The following is a 22,946-nucleotide window of genomic DNA, read 5'->3' on the forward strand; positions in this document are numbered from 1 at the left end:
GCAGCGGGCTCGTCCGGCATATGGTACGCGACGCAATCGGAATTGAACTTGTCTTGAACTCCCTCTAGGTTATGAACCAATGTTCAATATGGATATTGAACTTCATGATTTGGAGGAAGACATGTCCACAGCGGTGTTCGCGGAACGACTTCACGAGGCGATGAACGACAGGGGGCTGAAGCAGGTCGATCTGGTGCGCGCCGCCGAGGCCCGCGGCGTGAGGATGGGCAAGAGCCACATCAGCCAGTACGTCGCCGGCAAGACCATGCCGCGCGAGGACATCCTCGAATTCCTCGCCGCCGAACTCAACGTGGATGCGGACTGGCTCAGGGGCGTGCGCGGCACGACGACGGGCGAGGCCACGCCGTCCGCCGGCGCCGCGGCCTCGGACGGGGGAGCGTCCGCCGCGGATCCCGCGACGGCGGACGGGGACGGGGCCCCCGAGCCGGCGACTCCGCGCCGACGCACCTTCGGCAAGTCGCACAAGCTCGACAACGTGCTCTACGACGTGCGCGGCCCCGTCGTCGACGAGGCGGCCCGCATGGAGGCCGACGGCACCCATATCCTCAAGCTCAACATCGGCAACCCGGCGCCGTTCGGCTTCCGCACGCCGGACGAGGTCGTCTACGACATGGCCCACCAGCTCACCGAGACCGAAGGCTATTCGCCGTCCAAGGGCCTGTTCTCCGCACGCAAGGCGATCATGCAGTACGCGCAGCTCAAGAACCTGCCGAACGTCACCATCGACGACATCTACACCGGCAACGGCGTGAGCGAGCTCATCAACCTGTGCATGTCCGCGCTGCTCGACGACGGCGACGAGGTGCTCATCCCAAGCCCCGACTACCCGTTGTGGACCGCCTGCGTGAACCTCGCCGGCGGCACCGCCGTCCACTACGTCTGCGACGAACAGTCCGAATGGTATCCGGACATCGACGACATGCGCGCCAAGATCACCGACCGCACCGTCGCCATCGTGCTCATCAACCCGAACAACCCGACCGGCGCGCTCTATCCGAAGGAGGTGCTGCAGCAGATCGTGGACCTCGCGCGCGAGCACCACCTCATGATCTTCTCCGACGAGATCTACGACCGCCTCGTCATGGACGGCCTGACGCACACCTCGATCGCCTCGCTCGCCCCCGACCTGTTCTGCGTCACCTTCTCCGGCCTGTCGAAGTCGCACATGATCGCCGGCTACCGCGTCGGCTGGATGGTGCTGTCCGGCAACAAGCGCATCGCCCGGGACTACATCGAGGGCATCAACATGCTCGCGAACATGCGCATCTGCTCGAACGTGCCCGCCCAGTCCATCGTGCAGACCGCGCTCGGCGGCCACCAGAGCGTCAACGACTACGTCGTGCCCGGAGGCCGTCTCTACGAGCAGCGCGAATACATCTACAACGCGATCAACGCGATCCCCGGACTCTCCGCCGTCAAGCCGAAGGCCGCGTTCTACATCTTCCCGAAGATCGACGTGAAACGGTTCAACATCCATGACGACGAGCAGTTCGCGCTCGACCTGCTGCACGAGAAGCGCATCCTCATCACGCGCGGCGGCGGCTTCAACTGGGCCGAGCCCGACCACTTCCGCATCGTCTACCTGCCGCGCATCGAGGTGCTCAAGGATGCGACCGACAAGATCGCCGATTTCTTCGGATACTACTGGCAGAACTGACCGACGCCACCGGACGGTCCGAACCCCGCCAAACGCCCTATATTCCATTATGTGAGAGGAATTTACTCATATAATGGAATATAGGGCGTTTTCCATAGGGGCATTTCGTTATGGCATCGTTACCATACCGTTGTGAAAGCGTTATAATCGGCCGTTTTCCGGTATATATTCCATAACAATGATGATGGAAATGTGAAGAAGCCGTTTTTTCATGGGTTTTCGTGGGCTCGTCGCGTGAATATTCTTCACGCCAACAACCAACAGCCGACAATCACGGCATAGAAGCGAACGCGAGCATCACAGATGCGAACACAGATGCGAACACGATGCGAACATTCGCGCAGCATTCAGAGAGGATGAGCCATGGCATTCAGCGCAACGGTGTCCGAGCCCCGTGCGGCGGGCGCGACCGTGGGAAGCGACGAGGCGGAGACCGGCTTCAACGGCGTCCTGCCCCTCAAGGAGAAGGTCTCGTACATGAGCACCGATATGGCGGGCAACCTGCTGTATTCGTCGCTCGGCACGTACATCATGTTCTTCTACACCGACGTGTTCGGCATCACCGCCGCGGCCGCCGGCTGGATCCTGCTGGTCGCCCGCATCGGCGACTGCATCAGCGCCCCCGTCTGGGGTTCCATCGTCGACCACACCAAGACCAAGTGGGGCCAGTCCCGCCCGTTCTTCCTGTGGATGTGCGTGCCGTTCGCCATCACCGTGTTCCTCGCGTTCACCGCCCCCGACCTGCCGCCGATGGGCAAGGTCATCTACGCGACCGTCACCTACATCCTCGCCGCCGGCCTCGTCTACACCGGCATCCAGACGCCGATCACCGCCATCCTGTCCAACCTCACGCCGGATCCGGCCGAACGCGTCAAGGCCAACACCTTCCGCCTGTCCGGCGGCCTGCTCGGCACGTTCATCACCGCCGTGTGCACCATCCCGCTGGTCAACTGGGCCGGCAAGGCCATCACCGGCCAGACGAACCAGAAGGTCGGCTTCATGTTCACCTTCGCCGTCTACGGCGTCATCGCCATCGCCCTCCTGCTCTTCGCGTTCCGCAACATCAAGGAGCACAACTACGATCCGAAGACCCAGAACCCGCTGCCGTTCAAGGAGAGCCTGCACGCCATCAAGGGCAACTGGCCGTGGATTATCCTCATCGTCGCCTTCGTGATCTTCTGGATCGCCCAGGAGGACCGCATGTCCGTCGCCGTGTACTACGCCAAGTACAACCTGAACAATGAGAACCTCGCCACCGTCCTCAACGGCATGCAGATCCTCGGCCTCATCACCACGTTCCTCATCCCGAACATCTCCAAGAAGCTCGGCAAGGCCGGCAAGACCGACACCATGATTCTCGGCATGGTCATGGCCATCGTCGGCCAGCTCCTGCTGCTCACCGCCTCCCACAGCTTCGCCCTGTTCGTCGTGTTCTGGGCCATCTCCATCCTCGGTGCCGCCATGGCGCTCGCCATGCCGTTCGCCATGCTCGCCGACACCGTCGACTACGGCGAATACAAGAAGGGCATCCGCGCGGCCGGCCTGCTGTCCGCCGTCGGCGCCTCCTTCTGCATCCAGTTCGGCTCCGGCCTCGGCAACCTGATCCCCTCCAAGATCATGGCCGCCGCCGGCTACGTCGCCAACGCCAAGCAGACCGCCGAGGCCCTCGGCGCCATCCAGTTCTGCTTCATCTGGCTGCCGGTCATCGTCTACGCGGTCGTCATCGCGATCATGCTGCTCTACCGCCGCTTCGAGAAGAACGAGCCGGCCATCCGCGCCGCCCTCGCCGAGCGTCGCGCCGAGGCCGACGCCGCCATCGCCTGATTCCGCCGGGAACGGACGCGGTCTTCCGCCGCGGCGCAAGGGCCCCGGTTCCATCCCCATGGGTGGAGCCGGGGCCCTTCCCGTCTTTCCCCTCACGCCCCGGCGGGCCTTCGAGCCGTGCCGCCGGAACGTCCCCGATAAGGCGCGTGCGGCGCTGGTATCGTGGAGGACGATGCCGCTCGATATCGAACACCAGCTTGCGCGTTGCGACCGCGTCGTCGCGCAACGCATCGCGCCATACGTCCACGCCACGCTCGCCCCATGCGACGTGCGCGCCGCCGCCAACCCCGGGGAACCGGAACCCGCCGACGCGTTCCTCGCGCGCGCCCGCGCGGGAACGGCTGGATTCCGCCCGTTCGCCGTGCCCGGGCCGTGGGGGACGACTTGGGGGACCACATGGTTCGAGATATCCGGCCACGTCGACCGCGAAGCCGCACGCGGCCATGACGTCGAACTCGTCGCCGACCTCGGCTGGAACCGTCCCGACTGGCCGGGGTTCCAGGCGGAGGGACTCGTCTACCGCGCCGACGGCACGGCGGTCAAAGCCGTCAACCCGCGCAACCGATGGGTGCCGCTCGTCCGCGCCGACGGCACGGACATCGCCGGACTCGACGCCGACGGCCGGTTCACGCTCTACCTGGAAGCCGCGTGCAACCCCGACCTGAGCGAGGCGGGCGGATACGCGCCCACCTCGCTCGGCGGCGACCCGACCGGCGTGCGCGACCTGCCGTATGCGCTGAACCGCGTGGACGTCACCCTGTTCGACCGGGACCTGCACGCCCTGATGATGGATCTCGAGACCGTATCCGGCCTCATCCGCGAACTCGCCGCCGACGATCCGCGCCGATGGCGGCTCGCCGGGGCGCTCCGCCGCGCGCTGGACGCCTACGACGAACGCGACCGCGCGGCAAGCGTCCCGCAGGCGCGCGGGGAACTCGCCGGCGTGCTCGCGTCGCCCGCCGCGCCGAGCGCCGTGCGGCACGTCGCCGTCGGCCACGCGCACATCGACACCGCATGGCTGTGGCCGATGCGCGAAACCCGGCGCAAGGTGGCGCGCACCGTCGCCAACGTGCTCGCCCTCATGGACGAGGATCCCGACATGACGTTCGTCATGAGCTCCGCCCGGCATTACGCGTGGCTCGAACACGACCACCCCGACCTGTTCGCCCGGATGCGCCGGCGCATCGACGAGGGCCGCTTCGTCCCCGTGGGCGGCATGTGGGTCGAATCCGACGCGATGATGCCCGCCGGCGAATCGCTGGTACGCCAGTTCACCACCGGACTCGCCTACTTCCGCGAACATCTCGGCGTACGTCCGCACGGCGTCTGGCTGCCCGACTCGTTCGGCTTCGCCGCCGGCCTGCCGCAGATCGCCCGCCGCGCAGGCTTCGACTGGTTCCTCACCGGCAAGCTCTCCTGGAACGACACGGACCGGCCGCGCCACCACGCCTTCCTATGGGAGGGCATCGACGGCACGCGCATCCTCGCGCACATGCCGCCATCCGCCACCTACGGTTCCACGATGGAGATGAACGAGCTCATGCGCTCGCAACGCGACCTCGCCGACAAGGACCTCGTCGGCGACGCGATCATCCTCTACGGGCACGGCGACGGGGGAGGAGGGCCCACCCGCGAGATGACCGCGCGGATCCGCCGCGCGCACGACCTCGAAGGCGCGCCTCGGGTCGGCTTCGGCACGCCCGACCGGCTGTTCGCCGCATTGCGGCGCGACATCGTCGGCGATGCACACGATGCACACGACGCGCCCGTGCACCGCGGCGAACTGTACCTCGAACTCCATCGCGGCACGACCACGGCCCAGCAGGAGATGAAACGACGCTGCCGCGAGGAGGAATCCCTGCTGCGCGTCGTCGACCGTCTCGCCGCGACCGCGCTCGTACGCGTCCCCGGCCACACGCCGCCGCGCGACGAGCTAGACCGCATCTGGAAGCGGCTCCTCTCCGACCAGTTCCACGACATCCTGCCCGGCACCGGCATCGCCCGCGTCCACCGCGAGGCGCGGGAGACCTATGCGCGCGACATCGCACGACTGCGGGCGATCGCGACGGAGACCACGCACCTGCTCGCCGCGCACGGCGACGGCGGCGACAGCCCATCGGCCGCGGACGGGGATGGAGATGGGAATGGGGATGGTCGGAAGGATTCGCACGACGGCGACGGGCGCAGCGTCCGCGCCGTCCACATCATCCGCGACGCCGACGGCACGACGCTCGACAACGGACTCCTCCGCGCGCACATCGCCGTGGACGGCACCGTGGACTCCCTGATCGACCTCGCCGCGGATCGCGAGATCGTGCCCGAGGGAACGGCCCTCGGCCGCTACGAGCTGCTGCGCGACGAGCCGTCGCAATGGGACGCATGGGAGCTGGAACGGGACGCGTTCGACACCGTGACGCCGCTCGCGGACGGCGCGCTCATCGGCGTCGCCGCAACCGGAGACGGCGCGGCGGAGGCCGTCGCCGAGACCGCGGCGGACGGCGTGCGGATACGCACGCGCGTCACGCTACGCCCCGGTGCGCGTGCACTCGACTTCCATGCCGACGTGGACTGGCATGCGCCGGAACGCATGCTCAAGGTCGACGTCCCCGTGGCCGTGCACGCCGACCGTGCGCGGTTCGAATGTCCGTACGGATTCGTGGAACGGCCGGTCACGGCCGGTCCGATCGGGGAGAACCCCGCATACGAGAGCTGCACGCACCGGTTCGTGCGCGTCGCCGAATCCGATGGAGGCTATGCGGTCGCCGTTGTGAACGGCTCCACCTACGGTGCCGACGTGTCGTCGATCCGCCGTGACCCGGTGCGGGGGAGTGCGGGCGGCGTGATGATCCGGCCATCGCTGCTGTCCGCGCCGCGCTACCCTGACCCGGACACCGACATGGGACGGCACACGTTCGACTGGTCGGTGCTCGCCGCCGCCGACATGCCGGCGACGCTCACCGAGGCCGCGCGGCTCAACACGCCGGACATCGACGGCGTGGAAGTCGTCCCGCCGCTCGCCGTGCTCGACGACGTGTGGGGAGTCGTCGTGCTCGACTGGGTGAAACCCGCCGACGACGGTTCCGGCGACATCGTCCTGCGCCTGTACGAGGCGGCGGGAGGCCGGGCTCGGGCGACGTTGCGCCTCGACCCGGAGCTTGACGGATGCGTGGTCGCGGAGACCGATCTGACGGAAGGGGAGCCGCCCGCGCCCGACCTGCCACGTGCGCTCGACGGCGAGGTGACGGCGGGCCGCGGCGGTGCGCCGCTCGCGTTCGGGCCGTTCCAGCTGGCGACGCTGCGCGTGCAGAGATGAGATCCGCGACCGCGACGGTTTCCGCGCCGTGGAGGAGCACACGAACAAGGGGGTGGGTCTTTCCCGGAAATCATTTCCGGGAAAGACCCACCCCCTTGCGGTTCAGACGCGCGGTCTCGGACCGTTCACGTCAGGGAAGGAATCAGGCCTCGGCCTTCTTGCCTTCGAGCACCTTGTAGGCGAAGCCCATGACCAGCACGTACAGGCAGCCGACGGCCATCACGAGGATGCCACCGAACTGGCCGGCCGCGTCGGCCGCGACGCCCATGATCGGCGGGAAGATCGCGCCGCCGATCAGACCCATGAGCATGAGGCCGGAGATCTCGTTCTGACGGTCCGGACGGTACATGAGCGCGTGGGAGAGGAACAGGGAGAACACGTTCGAGTTGCCGAAGCCGACGAGGGCGACGGCGACCCAGAACAGCCACACCGGCGGGTTGTCCTGCACGAGGGCGAAGACCGCGAAGCACACGGCGGAGGCGGTCATGATGACGCCGCAGATGCGCAGGCCGACCTTGTTGCTGATCTTCTGGAGCACGATGCCGCCGGTGAAGCAGCCGATCATACGGGCGATGAAGTAGACCATGGTGGCGGTGGCGGCGATGGCGGTGTAGGTGTCGCCGGTGTGCTCGGTCAGGATACGCGGGGCCTGGGCGTTGATGCCGACGTCCACACCCACGTGGGCGACGATGCCGAGGAAGCACAGGAACACGATGCCGTCGGAGAACAGGAGCTTGAAGCAGCGGCCGATGGTGGTGGTGCCGGCGTCCGGGGCGGGCTCGTCGATCTTGTCGAAGGCGAGGAGGATGTAGCCGACGATGCCGACGACGAAGTAGATCACGAAGAGGATCCACCACATGTTCAGCTTGGTGGCGCCCCAGATGGCGATGTACGGGGCGAACAGGGAGGCGAAGGCCTTGACGAACTGGCCGGTGGTCAGCGTGGAGGCGAGCTTGTCACCCTTGACGAACACGGTCAGCAGTGGGTTGAGGGACACCTGCATGAGGGTGTTGCCGATGCCGAGGAAGGCGAAGGAGATGACGATCAGGACGAGGCGCGGCGTGCCGGACAGGGCGACGTAGGCGATGATCGGCAGGGCCATGGCCACGAGGGTGACGAGGATGGACCACAGCACGGTCTTGCGGCGGCCGATCTTGTTCATCAGCATGCCGGTCGGCACGGAGAAGATGAGGAACCAGAAGAACACCATCGTGGTGAACAGGTTCGCGGTGCCGTCGGCGAGGTTGAACTCGCCCTTGACGTAGTTCGTCGCGGTGCCGACGAGGTCGACGAAGCCCATGACGAAGAAGGCGAACATCACCGGAAGGATCTTCGCGAATCCGGCGTTGCCGGTCTTGGCGGTTTCGTTGCTCATTGTAATAATTCCCTTTTTCCTGTAATGAGACTGACGAAATTGTCGATATTCGATATTCAGTTATGGCTGCCTGGCGTCAGCGGTGGGCCCGATACCCGACGACGGGCGGGCGGCGGTCATTGTCGCACGGACGTCGCCGGATATCGGGCTCTATGCCAGGAAAGGTGGTGTCGGAACGATCCGCCGATCGGGTGGAACCCGTCGTGCGCGGACCGTTCCCGCGGGTCGTGGCGCGGCTTACTTGCCGGCCTCGGCCAGGTAGTCGGTCATCTGGGCCGGGTACTCCGGCCAGGCGCCGTTCTGGGTGCACACGAAGGCGGCGGTGTTGACGGCCTTGCGGTGCGCCTCGGAGAGCGTGTCGCCGAGCAGGATGCGCGCGGTGAAGGTGCCGGAGAAGGAGTCGCCCGCACCGACCGTGTCGACGACCTCGACGCGCGGGGTGTCGACGGTGGAGATCTCGCCGTTCTTGGAGATGATCGTGGAGTAGGCGGAGCCGGCGGTCAGGATCACGTAGTCGAGATCGTACTGCTCGAGGAACCAGCGGCAGGCGTCCTCGCCGGAGGTGCCGCGGATGTCGAACATGTCGCGCAGGAGCAGCAGCTCCTCGTCGTTGATCTTGAAGACGGTGGCGACGCCGAGCAGCTCCTCGATGAGCTCCTTGGAGTAGTGGTCGCCGCGCAGGTTGATGTCGAAGAACTTCATCGCGCCCGGCTTGGTGTGCTTGAGCAGCTCGGTGATGGTCGCGTGGGACTCGGGGGAGCGCAGTGCCAAGGTGCCGTAGCACACGGCGTCGGCCTGCTTGACGACGTCGATGAGCTGGCGGGTGTACAGGATGTGGTCCCAGGCGACGCCCTTGACAATCGTGTACTCCGGGATGCCGTTCTTGAGCTCGACCTCGACGGTGGAGGTCGGCCAGGCGTTGCGCTGGATGACGGCGTGGATGCCGGCCTTGGCGGTCTCCGCGAGCAGCTCGTCGCCGAGCTCGTCCTCGCCGACGGCGGAGACGGAGTAGCCGTCCGCGCCGTTCATCATCGAATGGTAGGCGAAGTTCACCGGGGCGCCGCCGGCGCGCTTGCCGGAGGGCAGCATATCCCACAGGAGCTCGCCGAGGGAGAGAACGATGGGCTTGGACATGATGGTTCCTTTCCTTCTATTGGTTTTCCGTATGGAAATCTTGGGTTTCGCGGTCAGCTCAGGTCGAAGAACATCGAAGGATGGTCGAGGAACTGGGTGGCCGCCACCGCCGCGGCACCGCAGACGGTCGCGTCGGTGGGCATGGTGGACAGTCTGATTTCGGTGGAGTCGCAGATCTCCGGGATCGAGCGGCTGCGCACCGTGGCGATCACCTCGTCGAGCAGCAGGCGTCCCGCTTCCGAGACGATGTCGCCGATGATGATGAGCCGGGGATTGAACGTGTTGAAGATGTTGACGCATCCATAGCCGATATAGCGGCCGATGCGGCGTACCATCTCGACGGCCTTGTCGACGCCTTCCCTGGCGAGCGAGAACAGGGCGCGGGTCGCCTCCGTGTTGCTCATCAGCTCGGCGTGCGGCACGGGACCGCCCTCCTCGATGAGCATCTCGCGGATGGCGGGGGTGGAGCAATAGCGTTCGAGGCATCCGCGGTTGCCGCAGTCGCACGGCCTGCCGTCGATGTCGATGGAGACGTGGCCGATCTCGGTGGCGGCGCCGAGGGCGCCGTTGATGATGCGCTCGTTCTCGATGACGCCGAGTCCCACACCCTCGCCGACGAGGAAGTAGGAGATGTCGTCCTCCCCGTGCGATTCGGGATCGAACAGGTAGTGGGCGAGCGCGCCGGCGCGGGCGTCCTGCTCGATGAACACCGGCACGCGGAAGGCGTGGCCGAATTCCTCGATGAAGTTGACGTCGCGCCATCCGAGCATGGAGGAGACGACGGCCGTGCGGCCTTCGTCGCGCATGTACGGGCCGGGGACGGCCATGGCGATGGCGATGATGGACGGATCCGCGTCGAGCAGGGACTCGATGCGGACGTGCATGAGCCTGACGGCCTCGCCGATGGTCTCGTTAGTGACCGGCGGCAGATCCTCCAGGCCGAGTGCGTTGCCGCACAGGTCGAACACGCCGACCTGCACGAGCGAGCGTGCGAACTTGACGCCGATGATGTGGAACCGTTCGGTGTCAAGCGTCAGTCCGATGGAACGACGGTTCTTCGCGCCCTCCATGTCGCCGGTCTCCTCGATCGCGCCGGCTTCGATGAGCTGCGCGGTGATCTTGGTGATGGCGGCGGGGGTGAGGCCCAACGCCTTGGCGATCTGCGCCCTGGAGCTGACGCCGTTGTGATACAGGTGCTGGAGTACGCGGGAACGGTTGGATTCCGCCACCGTCGCCTGGGATGCCGTGGTGTTCGCTTGGGTACTGCTATTCATCTCGACACCTCCTTGCGCGATTGAGTGGCTGTCCGCTCGCCGTTGAATCTGAACTTCGTGGACATATTAACGCGGTTAATACATGAACGCAATTAAGATTTGTTCGGCGTGTTGCGAAAACGTTTGCGTGTCGCGCGGCGAAAAGTGCTATTACATCGGGAAACTCACCGCGATGACGGTGCGAGACGTCGCAGCACCGCGGCGATGGCCGCACCGCGCAGGACCCCGTCGGCCCCGTACCGGCATCGCCGGATACGCGTACGCACGCATGGCAGGGAGGAGGTCATCGCGTCCAGACGTTGCTGCGCCGCATCGAGGAATCCGTCGCCGACGACATCGTCGGGGCCGAGCACGCGCACGTCGTCGAGGGCGAGCAGCCCCGCCGTCAGGGCGATGGCGGAGCCGAGGCGCGAACCGGCGTCGCGCAGGATCGCGTCCCGGCCGGAATCATCCGCTCCGTCCAGACGCTCCCTGAGCGCCGGCGCGCCGAGAATCGTCTCCAGGCATCCGCGCCCGCCGCAGGGGCAGGGAAGCCCGTGATCGGGATCGAGGGAGATGCGGCCGATGCGGACGCCCGACCCGTATCCGCCGCCGACGGGAACGCCGTCGACGGGAACGCCGTCGATGAACGTCGCCGCGTCGACGCCGTCGTCCAATCTCACGAGCATGAGATTCGGGCCGACGTCGTCGAGGAAGCGTTCGGCTGTGCCGGAAGCGACCGTGCCGGCGACCACGGTCACGGGGATGCCGGATTCCGCCTCGATCCGGCTCCTGAGCCGTGCCTCGAGTCCGGAGACCGTCCCGTCGTCCTCGTCGTCTGTTCCGGGCACGGCGACGCCGACGCCGATGACCGGGATGCCGTCCGCGTCGTTGCGGAGACGGTCCACGAGCCGTGCGACGGCGTCGACGATCCCCCTGTCGCCGGGGCCCGTGGGACGGGCGACGCCCATATGGTTCCGGGGAACGCCTCTCAGATCGGTGAGCGCGCCGTCGATGGAGGGCTTCCGCGACCTCCGTGACGGTACGGTGACGCCGATCGCGTATAGCCGCGTCGTGTCGATGCCGAGCAGCGCGGCGCGCCTGCCGCTCCCGTCGGATCCTGCTTCCCGTCCGGTACGCCGGATGAGGCCTTCGTCGATCATGCCGTTGACCACGTCGGACACGGTGGCGCGCGACAGTCCGGCGAGCCGGCCCAGCGCGGCGCGGGAGAGCGTCGCCGTCGGATACAACAGCCTGAAGACGCGCTCCCGCGCCGCGCGGTTCATCGGCGTTCGCCGTCGAACAGGAACAGGGCGTGCGCGTCGCCCTTCGCCTTGTTCTCCAGATACGTGCGGAACAGCTTCAGCCGTTCCACCGTGCTCCTCGCCAGCGGCTCGGGCAGCTCGTCGAGGGCGAACCAGCCGACGGAGAGGCTTTCGTCGTCGCCGACGAACGGTTCGGCGTTGCCTCCCGGCTTCAGCGAGCACAGGAACGAATGGTCCATGTACTGCGCGTTGTCGCCGTTCGCATAGGTGATGACGCGTGTGTCCGAGGTGACCGCCACCAGATCGGTGACGACCGCGTCCACGCCCGTCTCCTCCTTGATCTCGCGCACCACCGTGTCTGCCGGTTGCTCGCCCGGCTCGTTGATGCCGTACACCATCGCCCACTCGCCCATGTCCGAACGGCGGCCGAGCAGCACGCGGCCCCGGTCGTCGAGCACGCAACCGGTCACGCCGATCAGCCACAGCGGATCGTGGCCGATCTTCTTTCTCAGGTCGAGGATGAACTGCGGCGTGGTCATGCGAGGTCCTTCCCGGCGGCCTCGGCGCGCTCGCGCATCCATGCCTCGACGTCGTCGATTCGCTTCGGGATGCCGGCGGAGATCCATTCGGGACCGTCCTCGGTCATGAGCACGTCGTCCTCGATGCGGATGCCGATGCCGCGGTACTCCGGCGGGATGAGCAGATCGTCCTCGCGGAAGTACAGGCCCGGCTCGATGGTGAAGATCATGCCCGGACGGATCGGCGCGCCCTGATAGGACTCGAAACGCGCCTGCGCGCAGTCGTGCACGTCGAGGCCCAGATGGTGCGCCACGCCGCAGGCGAGCCAACGGCGATGCTGCTGGCCCTCGGGGGAGAGGGATTCCTCCACGTCCACCGGCAGCAGGCCCCACTCGTGCAGACGCTCGGCGATCACGCGCATGCAGGCGTGGTGGATGTCCGAATACGTGGCACCCGGCTTCGCCGCCTCGAAACCGGCCTGCTGGGAATCCAGCACGGCCTGGTAGAGGCGCTTCTGCAGATCGGTGAACCTGCCGTTCGTCGGGAAGGTGCGGGTGATGTCCGCCGTGTACAGCGAATCGACCTCGACACCGGCGTCGACGAGCAACATGTCGCCGCTCTTCACGACGCCCGTGTTGCGCATCCAATGCAGGATCGGGGCGTGCGGGCCGGAGGCGACGATCGAATCGTAGCCGACCGTGTTGCCCAATTCGCGCGACACCGCGTTGAACGCGCCCTCGAGGATGCGTTCCGAACGCGGCTTGTCGAGCGCCTTCGGCAGGGAGGAGAGCAGGCGGTCGAAGCCGGCCTTCGTGGCCGCCACCGCCTTGCGCATCTCGCCGATCTCGTACGCGTCCTTGACCATGCGCGCCTCGGACGTGAACTCGTGCAGCTTGTCGTCCGCCGCGGCGTTGCGGTCCGGGTCGGCCGCGCCGTTCGCCTCGCGCACGGATTCGACGAGGGCGGTGATCCGCGGGTCGGTCTCGCGCATGACGCGCACGCGCACCGCGCCCGCCTCGCCGCCGACGTCCTTGGACAGGGCGTCGGCCAGCTGGGCGATGTCATGGGTCTCGATGCCGGTCATCGCCGTCATCTCCTTGAGGCCGGCGCGCGGACCCACCCAGTATTCGCCGTAATGCGCGTTCATGAAGAAGTCGGTGGTGGAGTTGTCGGCGCGCGGGGCGACGAACAGCTCCGGCACATGCGTCTCGCCGGCCTTCGCCTCGGGCGAATCCGGGTCGACGGGGTTGAGCATGAGCACCGCGCCCGCCTCGTAGTCCACGCCGAGACCCGTGTAGTAGGCGAACGCCGTGTCCGGACGGAACATGTAGTCGCAGTCGTTGTTGCGCACCTTGGGCTGTCCGGCCGGGATCACCAGACGCTCGCCGGGGAACGCCGCGCCCAGGGCCTTCAGACGCGCGGGCGTGAACTTCGAGGATTCGAGCGGCTCGATGTCGGGTTCGTCGTCCGCCCATCCGGAGCGCATGAACTCCTTGAACGCCTCGGAACGCGGACGCAGCGAACGGTTGTTCACACGGTCGGCCATCGCCTGGTCGGCGCCCGGCGCGCTCGCACGCTCCTCGGCCTCGTATTCCCTGTCCTTGTCGGTGACCACTTCACCCATGAAACGCTCCTGTTCATCATCGGGGATTCGTTGACTCACCCTCATAGTAGTCGCCATGGGGGGATGCGTCACGAACGGCCGGCGGCCCTCCTCCGGGCCAGCGAATCCACGACGCCCACCGCCATGCCCACGGCCGCGGGGACGAGCCAGCCGAGCTGCTGCTCCTGCAACGGGAGGAGCCGGAGCGTGGCGTCCAGCCACGGCAGCGACCCGCCGAAGACGACGGCGAGCGAGGCGACGCATGTGGCGACGGAGGGGATGGCGACCAGCAGGATCATCCACTGGTAGACGCGCGGGAAGCGCGCGCCGAGCACGCGATGCGTCAGCGCGAGCAGCACGAGCACGATGGCGAGCGGGTAGAGGGCGGACAGCACCGGCACGGAGACCTTGATGATCGCGCTCAGACCCGCGTTCGACACGACGAAGCTGAACACGGTGAAGACCACCTGCCATGCGCGGTAGCTCACGCCATGCCCCGCGACGGAGCGGAACCGCGTGTGGAAGTAGGTGGCGCACGTGCAGATCAGGCCGGTGCATACGTTGAGACAGGCGATGACGAACACGACGCCGAGGAACGCGGTTCCGGCCGCGCCGAACACAGAGGAGGTGAGGTTGGTGAGCACCGTCGCGCCCGTGTCCGTCGCGGAGTCGATTGCCGTGATGCCGCCCGACACGACGCCCACGTAGCTCAGCGCGCCGTAGATGAGCACGAGCAGCACGCCGGTGCCGAGGCCGGCGAACGCGGTCTCGCGGCGTACCTCGTTCTCGTCGTCGACGCTCTGGGCGCGGATGTTCGCCGAGATGACGATGCCGAAGTACAGGGCGGCGAGCAGATCCATCGTCTGGTAGCCGTCGAGGAAGCCTCGGGCCATCTGGTTCGTCGCGTAGTCGCCGCTCGGATGCGGCGCCATGCCGCCGTGGACGAGACAGGCGACGAACAGGATGACGATGAGCGCGAGCAGCAGCGGGCCCATGAAGCGTCCCAGCACCTTGGACAGGCGTTCGGGGTGCTGGGCGAAGAGGAACGCCAGCGCGAAGAACACGAACGAATAGGCGAGCTGCGCCATCCATTTGGAGGAGCCGGACGCGAACGGTGCCACCATCATCTCGAACGAGGTGGTTGCGGTGCGCGGGATCGCGAAGCACGGGCCGATGGTGAGGATGATCGCAAGTCCGAGGAAGAGGGAGAACCCGGGGGAGACGCGCGAGGCGAGCGCGTCGAAGCCGCCGGCGAAGGTAACGGCGATGACGCCGAGGATCGGCAGGCCGACCGCGGAGACGATGAATCCGACGCCGGCCGGCACGATGGCGGATCCCGCCTGCGCGCCGACGAACGGCGGGAAGATGAGGTTGCCCGCCCCGAAGAACATCGAGAAGAACGTGAACGTCATCACCAGACGTTGCCTTGCGGTCAGATGCATGAGGGTGGGCCTCCTTCGCTCCGGTCGGTCCGTCTCCGGACGTCGTGTCGTGTCGTATCGTGCGGCGTCGGGCGGGCTGTTTCCATAGGGTGCGCCCGACGCGTCTTCCGAGTGCCCACCATATACGCAAAGGCTCCCGGCCATGCGGTCGGGAGCCTTGTGGTTCCAGCTATTCAGCCGTTATGTGGACGCGTGGGCGTCCGCATGATGCGCCTGTCTCAGCCGTTGACGCGGTCGATGCCGGACTGCACGTCGGCGAGGACCGAATCCCAGGACTTGATGAAGGCGGCGACGCCATCGGCCTCGAGCTTGTCGGTGACGTCCTTGAGGTTGATGCCCAGCTCGGCCAGCTTGTTGATGATGGCGTGGGACTCCTCGTAGGTGCCCTCGATGGACGGGGCGCCGTTGCCGTGGTCGGCCAGCGCGTTCAGGGTCTTCTCCGGCATGGTGTTGACGATGTGCTTCGCGACGAGCTCATCGACGTACTTGCAGTCGGAGTAGGCCGGGTTCTTGGTGCCGGTGGAGGCCCAGAGCGGACGCTGGACCTTGGCGCCCTTGGCGGCCAGCTCGGCCCAGCGCGGATCGGAGGCGAACTTCTTCTCGAACAGCTCGTAGGCGAGGCGCGCGTTGGCGACGGCGGCCTTGCCCTCGAGGGCCTTGGCCTCATCGGAGCCGTTGGCTTCCAGCAGCTTGTCGACCGCGGTGTCCACGCGGGAGACGAAGAAGGAGGCGACGGAGCCGATGTGCTTGAGGTCGTGGCCGTTGGCGGCGGCCTGGGCGATGCCCTCGATGTAGGCGTCGATGACCTGCTCGTAGCGCTCGAGCGAGAAGATCAGGGTGACGTTGACGGAGATGCCCTTGGCCAGGGTGGCGGTGATGGCCGGCAGGCCCTCGAGGGTAGCCGGGATCTTGATCATCGCGTTCGGACGGTTGACCTTCTCCCACAGCTCGACGGCCTGCTTCTCGGTGGCTTCGGTCTCGTGGGCCAGACGCGGGTCGACCTCGATGGACACGCGGCCGTCGACGAAGTCGGTCTTCTCGGCGATCTCACGGAAGATGTCGGTGGCGTTGCGCACGTCGGTGGTGGTGAGCTCGCGCACGGCGGTCTCGACGTCGACCTTGCCGAGCTCCTTGAGCTGCGCGTCGTACGGGCCGACCTGGCTCAGGGCCTTCTGGAAGATGGACGGGTTGGTGGTCACGCCGACGACGTTCTTGTTGGCGATGAGGTCCTGCAGGGAGCCGGACTCGATGCGGGAGCGGGACAGGTCGTCCAGCCAGATGGAGACGCCGTTGTCGGACGTACGCTGAGTTGCTTCAGTCATTGTGTTCCTTCCTAACATTCCATGCCGCTTTCGCATGGAACAAATCTTGAATCTGATTGGGGGAGGGGTGCCGCCGCCCACGTCGTTCGTGGGCGGCGGCACCCGCCGGATCACTTGGCGGCTTCGACTTCCGCGATGGAGGCCTTGGCGGCCTCGACCACGTGCTCGGCGGTGATGCCGAGGTCGATGAGGTTCTGCGAGCCGGAGCCCTGCAGGCCGAACTGCTCGATGGAGACGGGCTTGCCGTAGGAGCCGAGGTACTTGTACCACGGCATCGCCACGCCGGCCTCGACGGAGACGCGGGCCTTGACGGCGGCCGGCAGCACGGCCTCCTTGTACTCGGCGTCCTGCTCCTCGAACCACTCGAGCGACGGGACGGAGACCACGCGGGCCTTGACGCCCTCGCCGGCCAGGGTCTTGGCGGCGGAGACGGCCAGCTGGACCTCGGAACCGGTGGCCAGCAGGATGACGTCCGGGGTGCCCTCGGTGTCGACCAGGACGTAGGCGCCCTTGCGCACGCCGTCCTTGGCCTTGGCGGCGGTCTCGGCGAGCACCGGCAGACCCTGGCGGGACAGCACCATGGCGGTCGGCAGCGTGTTCTTCTTCTCGAAGAAGTAGCGGTAGGCCTCGGCGGTCTCGAAGGCGTCGGCCGGGCGGACGACCTCGAGCTGCGGCATGGCGCGGAAGGAGGCCAGGTGCTCGATCGGCTGGTGGGTCGGGCCATCCTCGCCGACGGCGACGGAATCGTGCGTCCAGACGTACAGGTTCGGGATCTCCATCAGCGCGGCCAGGCGGACGGCGGAGCGCTCGTAGTCGGAGAACATGAAGAACGTGCCGCCGAACGGACGGGTGTGGGAGCCGAGCAGGATGCCGTTGGTGATGCAGCCCATGGCGAACTCGCGCACGCCGAAGTGCAGCTGGCGGCCGAACTCGTTGCAGACCGGCCACTGCTTGGTGGCGCACTCCTCGGGCGCGAAGGTGGCGGCGCCCTTGAGGTCGGTCTTGTTGGAGCCGCCGAGGTCGGCGGAGCCGCCCCACAGTTCCGGCATGACGGCCGCGATGGCGTTGAGGACGGAGCCCGAGGCGCCACGGGTGGCGACGGACTTACCGACCTCGAAGGTGGCCTCGAGGTCGTCGATGGCCTTGTCGAAGCCCTCCGGCAGCTCGCCGGCCTTCAGACGGTCGTACAGGGCGGCCTTGTCCGGGTTGGCCTTGCGCCAGGCGTCGAACTTCTCGTCCCACTCCTTGTGGGCCTCGAGACCGCGCTCGGCGACCTTGCGGGCGTGGGCGAGGGCCTCCTCGTCGACGTGGAAGCTCTCCTCCGGATCGTAGCCGAGCAGCTTCTTGAGGCCGGCGACGGCCTCGGCGCCCAGCTTGGAGCCGTGGGAGGACGGATCGTTGGTCTTGCCCGGGGTCGGCCAGGCGATCAGGGAGTGGACCTTGATGAGCTTCGGCTGGTCCGGGGCGGCGGCCTCGGCCTTGGCGATGACGTCGGCCAGGCCCTCGACGTCCTCCTTGTAGGAGCCGTCGGGCTGGATGAAGCTGAACTCGTCGGTGTACCAGCCGTAGGACTGGAAGCGCTTGAGCACGTCCTCGGCGAGCACCAGGTTGGTGTCGCCCTCGATCTGGATGCGGTTGGCGTCGAAGATCACGGTCAGGTTGCCGAGCTTCTGGTTGGCGGCCAGGGCGGCGGCCTCGCCGGAGATGCCCTCCTCGATGTCGCCTTCGCCGCAGATGGCCCAGATCTTGTGGTAGAACGGGGACTCTTCCTTCGGGGTGTTCGGGTCGAGCAGGCCGCGCTGGAAGCGCTCGCCGTACGCGAAGCCGATGGCGGAGGCGAAGCCCTGGCCCAGCGGGCCGGTGGTCATCTCGATGCCCGGGGTCAGGCCGTACTCGGGGTGGCCCGGGGTGCGGGTGTCGGCGCCGCCGCGGAAGTGCTTGAGGTCGTCCAGGGTCACGCCGTAGCCGGAGAAGTACAGCTGGACGTACTGGGTGAGGGAGGCGTGGCCGCCGGAAAGAATGAAGCGGTCGCGACCCTCCCAGTTGGGATCGTTCGGATCATGCTTGATGAAGTGCTGGTACAGGGTGTAGGCGACGGGCGCCAGGGAAACGGGGGAACCGGGGTGGCCGGAACCGGCGTTCTCAACCGCGTCGGCCGACAGGACCTTGGCCATCTTGATGGCGCGCTCGTCCAGCTCGGTCTCCTTGAATTCGGTCATGGATGTCTTTCCTTCCGCTTGGTCGGGCCGCGTATCCGGCTTGTGCCGGGCGCTGTCGCCCTCACATTGCGTTACCCATGCTACCTTCATTTCGCGACGTAGCGTTGTGATTTTGGCGTGTTTTGGTAACTTCTGTTCTGTTAGCGTTCACAATATGTGTCGCTACGCTGGCGACGAACGGATTAGCAGTCGAAACGGGGGAGTGCTAATACAATGGAATACCGCGATGATGCGTGCGGAGAGCCGTTCCCGTCGCCTCCCGAGGCGATCGGAGGGCCCGCCGAGGCCCCGCATGCGCGTGTCGCGCCGTGCCCTCGGCCACCGCATGAAGCGCCGTGGAACACGACATGAATGATGGATGAAATGTGCCCGCCGGGTACGTAACGAAGGAGGCGTGCATGCCGCAGACGAGACGCATGGTGGTCCTGCGCGCCGTCGTCGAGGACTATATCCGCTCCCAGGAGCCGGTCGGTTCGGCCTCGCTCACCAGACAGCACGATCTGGGGGTCAGCTCCGCCACCGTGCGCAACGATATGGCCGCGCTCGAGGAGGAGGGCTACCTCATCCAGCCGCATACGTCGGCCGGGCGCGTGCCCACGGAGAAGGGCTACCGCTATTTCGTGGACCGTCTCGCCACCGTCGTGCCACTGTCCGGCGCGCAGCGCCGCGGCATCGACAGCTTCCTGTCCGGTTCGGCGAGCCTGCAGGACACACTGCAGCGCGCCGCGCGGCTGCTCGCGCGCATCACCGGTCAGGTGGCCGTCGTCGCCTCGCCGTCGCTCGCGCGCTCCACGCTGCGCCACGTGGAGCTGGTGCCCGTCGCGACCGCTACGTTGCTCGCCGTCGTCATCACCGACACCGGGCGTGTCGCGCAGCACACGATAGCCGTGCCCGACATGCCGTCGTCCGAACTGCTCGGGCTGTTCACCGACACCGTCAACGCCGAATGCGGCGGGATGTCGCTCGCGCAGGCGGCGCAGCGGATCCGCGCGCTCGGCGCCGACCGACGCTTTCACACCGTCGCCGCGCTCGCCGGCCAGCTCGCGCAGGCGTTCGCGGTCATGCACGACGACGAGCGCGGCAGCGAACTGTACATGTCCGGCGCATCCAGCCTCGCCCACCAGCAGCGCACCATGGCCGATCTCGCGCCCCTGTTCGACGCTTTGGAGGAACAGGTCGTGCTGATGCGGCTGATGAGCGCGTTGAGCGAGGAGACGTCGCGCGGCGACGGCGTCGGCGTGGCCATCGGATCCGAAACACACACGCCGGGCCTGCTCCACGCCGCCGTCGTCACCAGCGGCTACGGCAGGACCGAGACGGGCGACGACGCGTCGACGGACGCGGCCGGCCCCGACGGCGACGGCGGGATGCGGACGACGGAGGACGGCGGCGTCCCGCGCCCGACGGCCGCCGTCCACGGACCCGGCGGCGAGCCGGTCGCCTTCGTCGGATCCATCGGCCCCACCCACATGGACTACGCGAACACCATCGCCGCCGTGCGGGCCGTCGCGAGGTACCTGACCGCGTTCCTCGCCAACGGCGAACCCTCGCGTCCCGATCCGCCTCCGGACGCCGGACAGGGGGCTCCGCCGGCCGCCGGCGACCGGTCGCGCTGACCCCTCCTTATGGCACAATAACCCGCTAGCAACACAAGATACAGGCATAAAGGAACGAACGAACCGTGGCAGACTACTACGAGGTGCTGGGCGTCGAGCGCGGCGCGAGCGACGACGAGATCAAGAAGGCGTACCGCCGGATGAGCCGCAAATACCATCCCGACATCGCCGGCCCCGAATTCGAGGACAAGTTCAAGGAGGTCAACAACGCCTACGAGGTGCTGAGCGACCCCGACAAGCGCCGCATGTACGACTCCGGCGTCGATCCGAACGACCCGAACTCCTCCGCGGGGTTCGGCGCCGGCGGCTTCGGCGGCATGGGGGACATGGGCGACGTGTTCAGCACGTTCTTCGGCGGCGCGTTCGGCGGCGGCTCGCAGGGGCCCACCCCGCGCACCCAGCCCGGCCGCGACGCGCTCGCCAGCATGACCATCGACCTGAAGACCGCCGTGTTCGGCGGCACCGAGCAGGTGCGCATCACCACGTTCGGCCTGTGCCCCGACTGTTCGGGCTCCGGGTCCGCCGACGGCTCGAAGCCGGTCCCCTGCCCCGATTGCCACGGCAGCGGCCACCGCCAGAAGGTCGTGCGCACGATGCTCGGCCAGATGATGACCTCCGCGCCGTGCGAGCGCTGCGAGGGCCACGGCGACGTGATCTCCAAGCCGTGCTCCTCGTGCATGGGCCACGGCCGTGTCCGTGTCACCCGCAACGTGGGCGTCAAGGTGCCCGCCGGCATCGGCGACGATTCGCGCATCCGTCTCGCCGGACAGGGCGAGGTCGGCGAGGGCGGCGGCCCGGCCGGCGACCTGTATGTGGACATCCGCATCCGTTCGAACAAGCAGTTCACCCGCGACGGCGACGACCTGCACTGCTGGGTGCGCGTGCCGATGAGCTGGGCCGTGCTCGGCCATGAGCTCACCATCGACACGTTCGACGGCGAGCAGACCGTGACCGTCCCGGCTGGCTGCCAGCCCGAGGACACCGTCACGCTGAAGGGCCTCGGCGTGACCCGCATGCGCGAGCAGGGGGAGCGCGGCGATCTCATCGCGCATATCGCCGTCGAGATTCCCACCAAGCTCAACGACGAGGAGCGCTCCCTCATCGAGCGGTTCGCCTCCTCGCACGACGGCGACGCCACCCACGTGGCGCAGAGCTCCCGGCCCTCCACCGGCGGCCAGTCCGGCAGGAAGGGCTTCTTCAGCAAATTGAAGGACGCGTTGGGCTGAAGAGCGCTTCGACGGCTACGGCGGCTGTTCCGCCGCCGGTAGTCCGTCCCGGCCGTGCCCTACGACGAAGGCCCCGTTGCGTGGTTCATTCCCATGAACCACGCAACGGGGCCTTCGTCAATGCCATGCCATCCGCCGCGTGAACCGGCGGAGGCGAGGTCAGCCGGCCACGGACGGGTCGATGGCCGGCAGGACGCCGGCGATGAGCAGGATGGCCACCACCACGGCCAAGCCGATGCGGTAGATGGCGAACGCCTTGTAGGAGAAGGTGCTCACGAACTTCAGGAAGCCGATGATCACGATGTAGCCGACGAAGAACGCGACGATCGTGGCCGCGATGGTCGGGCCCCAGCCCGGCCAGGCGGCGCCGCCGATCGCGGCGCAGGCGTCCGCGGCCTTCGTGGCCTCGCAGGCGCTGACGTCCTTCACCGCGGAGACGGCCTCCAGGATGCCCGCGCCGAACACGGCGGGGATCGCCATGAGGAAGCTCACGCGCACGGCGGCCTCGCGGGTGTAGCCCATGGCGCGGCCGAACGTGATGGTGCCGCCGGAGCGGGAGACGCCCGGGATGAGCGCCAGCATCTGGCCGACGCCGAAGATCAGCGCATCCTTGGCGGTCATCTGGTTCATCGTCTTGACCTGCTTGGCGCGGCTGTCGAAGATCCACAGCAGCACGCCGAACACGGCGAGCACGGTGACGGTGATCCACAGGTTGCGCAGCGTCGTCTCGATCATGTTCTTGAACAGCAGGCCCGCGATGAGGATCGGCATCGTGCCGATGATGATGAACCAGCCCATCTGCGTGTCCGGGTTCTTCGCGCCCAGACGGGACTTCCAGTCCTTGCCCTCACGGCCGAACAGCGAGCCGAACCACGCGCCGAGGATGCGGATGATGTCCTTGCGGTAGTACAGGATCACGGCGAGCTCGGTGCCCAGCTGGATGATGGCCGTGAACGCGGCGCCCGGATCGGAGCCGATCATCAGGTCGCCGATGATGCGGATATGCGCGCTGGAGGACACCGGCAGGTATTCGGTCAGCGCCTGGACGAGACCGAGGAAAATCGCTTGGAAGAAATTCATAAACCCCTCTAACCTCTAGAACTCGGGTATTGCGATGTTCGTCAATTGCGAAGACCACTGTACTCATAGGGGTCTAA

15 protein-coding genes are annotated in these 22,946 nt (G+C 67.1%); 5 read left to right on the forward strand and 10 right to left on the reverse strand.

Annotated elements, in window-relative coordinates; genetic code table 11:
* Window positions 1-121: 121 nt before the first annotated feature.
* From AC1AYX_RS04460 to AC1AYX_RS04470, 3 genes are all read left to right on the forward strand, one after another.
* Window positions 122-1,678: an aminotransferase class I/II-fold pyridoxal phosphate-dependent enzyme gene (locus AC1AYX_RS04460; RefSeq protein ID WP_476502367.1), complete on the forward strand. Its 1,557-nt coding sequence runs from the start codon at window positions 122-124 to the stop codon at window positions 1,676-1,678.
* Window positions 1,679-2,041: 363 nt separating this feature from the next.
* Window positions 2,042-3,502 (forward strand): glycoside-pentoside-hexuronide (GPH):cation symporter, encoded by a 1,461-nt coding sequence (locus tag AC1AYX_RS04465; protein WP_476502368.1) that lies wholly within the window; start codon window positions 2,042-2,044, stop codon window positions 3,500-3,502.
* Between the two features lie 172 nt (window positions 3,503-3,674).
* A complete protein-coding gene (locus AC1AYX_RS04470) occupies window positions 3,675-6,815 on the forward strand; it encodes an alpha-mannosidase (RefSeq protein ID WP_476502369.1) in 3,141 nt (1,046 codons plus the stop codon).
* A 142-nt stretch (window positions 6,816-6,957) separates the two neighbouring features.
* On the opposite strand, the gene AC1AYX_RS04475 is transcribed toward AC1AYX_RS04470, so the two are convergent.
* From AC1AYX_RS04475 to tkt, 9 genes are all read right to left on the reverse strand, one after another.
* On the reverse strand, window positions 6,958-8,190 hold the full coding sequence (locus AC1AYX_RS04475; protein ID WP_476502370.1) for an MFS transporter: 1,233 nt from the start codon (window positions 8,188-8,190) through the stop codon (window positions 6,958-6,960).
* 237 nt (window positions 8,191-8,427) lie between these two features.
* A complete protein-coding gene (locus AC1AYX_RS04480; protein WP_476502371.1) occupies window positions 8,428-9,324 on the reverse strand; it encodes a carbohydrate kinase family protein in 897 nt (298 codons plus the stop codon).
* Window positions 9,325-9,377: 53 nt separating this feature from the next.
* The gene (locus AC1AYX_RS04485; RefSeq protein ID WP_476502372.1) at window positions 9,378-10,598 is read right to left on the reverse strand and encodes an ROK family transcriptional regulator; all 1,221 of its coding nucleotides are present in this window, start codon (window positions 10,596-10,598) and stop codon (window positions 9,378-9,380) included.
* 164 nt (window positions 10,599-10,762) lie between these two features.
* Entirely contained in the window at window positions 10,763-11,863 is a 1,101-nt protein-coding gene (locus tag AC1AYX_RS04490; RefSeq protein ID WP_476502373.1) for an ROK family transcriptional regulator, read from the reverse strand.
* Window positions 11,860-12,381, reverse strand: coding sequence for an NUDIX hydrolase (locus AC1AYX_RS04495; RefSeq protein WP_476502374.1), 522 nt, complete (start codon window positions 12,379-12,381; stop codon window positions 11,860-11,862). The genes AC1AYX_RS04490 and AC1AYX_RS04495 overlap by 4 nt, the downstream gene beginning before the upstream one ends.
* Window positions 12,378-13,985: an aminopeptidase P family protein gene (locus tag AC1AYX_RS04500; protein ID WP_476502375.1), complete on the reverse strand. Its 1,608-nt coding sequence runs from the start codon at window positions 13,983-13,985 to the stop codon at window positions 12,378-12,380. The genes AC1AYX_RS04495 and AC1AYX_RS04500 overlap by 4 nt, the downstream gene beginning before the upstream one ends.
* A 68-nt stretch (window positions 13,986-14,053) precedes the next feature.
* Window positions 14,054-15,406, reverse strand: coding sequence for a branched-chain amino acid transport system II carrier protein (gene brnQ, locus AC1AYX_RS04505; RefSeq protein ID WP_476502376.1), 1,353 nt, complete (start codon window positions 15,404-15,406; stop codon window positions 14,054-14,056).
* A 218-nt stretch (window positions 15,407-15,624) separates the two neighbouring features.
* Window positions 15,625-16,728, reverse strand: coding sequence for a transaldolase (gene tal / locus AC1AYX_RS04510; protein ID WP_476502377.1), 1,104 nt, complete (start codon window positions 16,726-16,728; stop codon window positions 15,625-15,627).
* Between the two features lie 110 nt (window positions 16,729-16,838).
* Entirely contained in the window at window positions 16,839-18,947 is a 2,109-nt protein-coding gene (gene tkt, locus AC1AYX_RS04515) for a transketolase (protein WP_476502378.1), read from the reverse strand.
* Window positions 18,948-19,345: 398 nt separating this feature from the next.
* On the opposite strand from tkt, the gene hrcA reads away from it, so the two are divergent.
* Together hrcA and dnaJ are read left to right on the forward strand one after the other, a co-directional pair.
* The gene (gene hrcA, locus AC1AYX_RS04520) at window positions 19,346-20,563 is read left to right on the forward strand and encodes a heat-inducible transcriptional repressor HrcA (RefSeq protein ID WP_476502379.1); all 1,218 of its coding nucleotides are present in this window, start codon (window positions 19,346-19,348) and stop codon (window positions 20,561-20,563) included.
* Window positions 20,564-20,628: 65 nt separating this feature from the next.
* Window positions 20,629-21,789 (forward strand): molecular chaperone DnaJ, encoded by a 1,161-nt coding sequence (gene dnaJ / locus AC1AYX_RS04525; protein WP_476502380.1) that lies wholly within the window; start codon window positions 20,629-20,631, stop codon window positions 21,787-21,789.
* Window positions 21,790-21,948: 159 nt separating this feature from the next.
* On the opposite strand, the gene AC1AYX_RS04530 is transcribed toward dnaJ, so the two are convergent.
* Window positions 21,949-22,869, reverse strand: coding sequence for an undecaprenyl-diphosphate phosphatase (locus AC1AYX_RS04530; RefSeq protein WP_476502381.1), 921 nt, complete (start codon window positions 22,867-22,869; stop codon window positions 21,949-21,951).
* Between the last annotated feature and the right edge of the window lie 77 nt (window positions 22,870-22,946).

Source organism: Bifidobacterium sp. LH_419, assembly GCF_056356955.1.

Bases quoted from the DNA above. Each gene is read 5' to 3' on its own strand.
- AC1AYX_RS04460 (WP_476502367.1), top strand. From the start codon at position 122: ATGTCCACAGCGGTGTTCGCGGAACGACTTCACGAGGCGATGAACGAC.
- AC1AYX_RS04465 (WP_476502368.1), top strand. From the start codon at position 2,042: ATGGCATTCAGCGCAACGGTGTCCGAGCCCCGTGCGGCGGGCGCGACC.
- AC1AYX_RS04470 (WP_476502369.1), top strand. From the start codon at position 3,675: ATGCCGCTCGATATCGAACACCAGCTTGCGCGTTGCGACCGCGTCGTC.
- AC1AYX_RS04475 (WP_476502370.1), bottom strand. From the start codon at position 8,190: ATGAGCAACGAAACCGCCAAGACCGGCAACGCCGGATTCGCGAAGATC.
- AC1AYX_RS04480 (WP_476502371.1), bottom strand. From the start codon at position 9,324: ATGTCCAAGCCCATCGTTCTCTCCCTCGGCGAGCTCCTGTGGGATATG.
- AC1AYX_RS04485 (WP_476502372.1), bottom strand. From the start codon at position 10,598: ATGAATAGCAGTACCCAAGCGAACACCACGGCATCCCAGGCGACGGTG.
- AC1AYX_RS04490 (WP_476502373.1), bottom strand. From the start codon at position 11,863: ATGAACCGCGCGGCGCGGGAGCGCGTCTTCAGGCTGTTGTATCCGACG.
- AC1AYX_RS04495 (WP_476502374.1), bottom strand. From the start codon at position 12,381: ATGACCACGCCGCAGTTCATCCTCGACCTGAGAAAGAAGATCGGCCAC.
- AC1AYX_RS04500 (WP_476502375.1), bottom strand. From the start codon at position 13,985: ATGGGTGAAGTGGTCACCGACAAGGACAGGGAATACGAGGCCGAGGAG.
- brnQ (WP_476502376.1), bottom strand. From the start codon at position 15,406: ATGCATCTGACCGCAAGGCAACGTCTGGTGATGACGTTCACGTTCTTC.
- tal (WP_476502377.1), bottom strand. From the start codon at position 16,728: ATGACTGAAGCAACTCAGCGTACGTCCGACAACGGCGTCTCCATCTGG.
- tkt (WP_476502378.1), bottom strand. From the start codon at position 18,947: ATGACCGAATTCAAGGAGACCGAGCTGGACGAGCGCGCCATCAAGATG.
- hrcA (WP_476502379.1), top strand. From the start codon at position 19,346: ATGCCGCAGACGAGACGCATGGTGGTCCTGCGCGCCGTCGTCGAGGAC.
- AC1AYX_RS04530 (WP_476502381.1), bottom strand. From the start codon at position 22,869: ATGAATTTCTTCCAAGCGATTTTCCTCGGTCTCGTCCAGGCGCTGACC.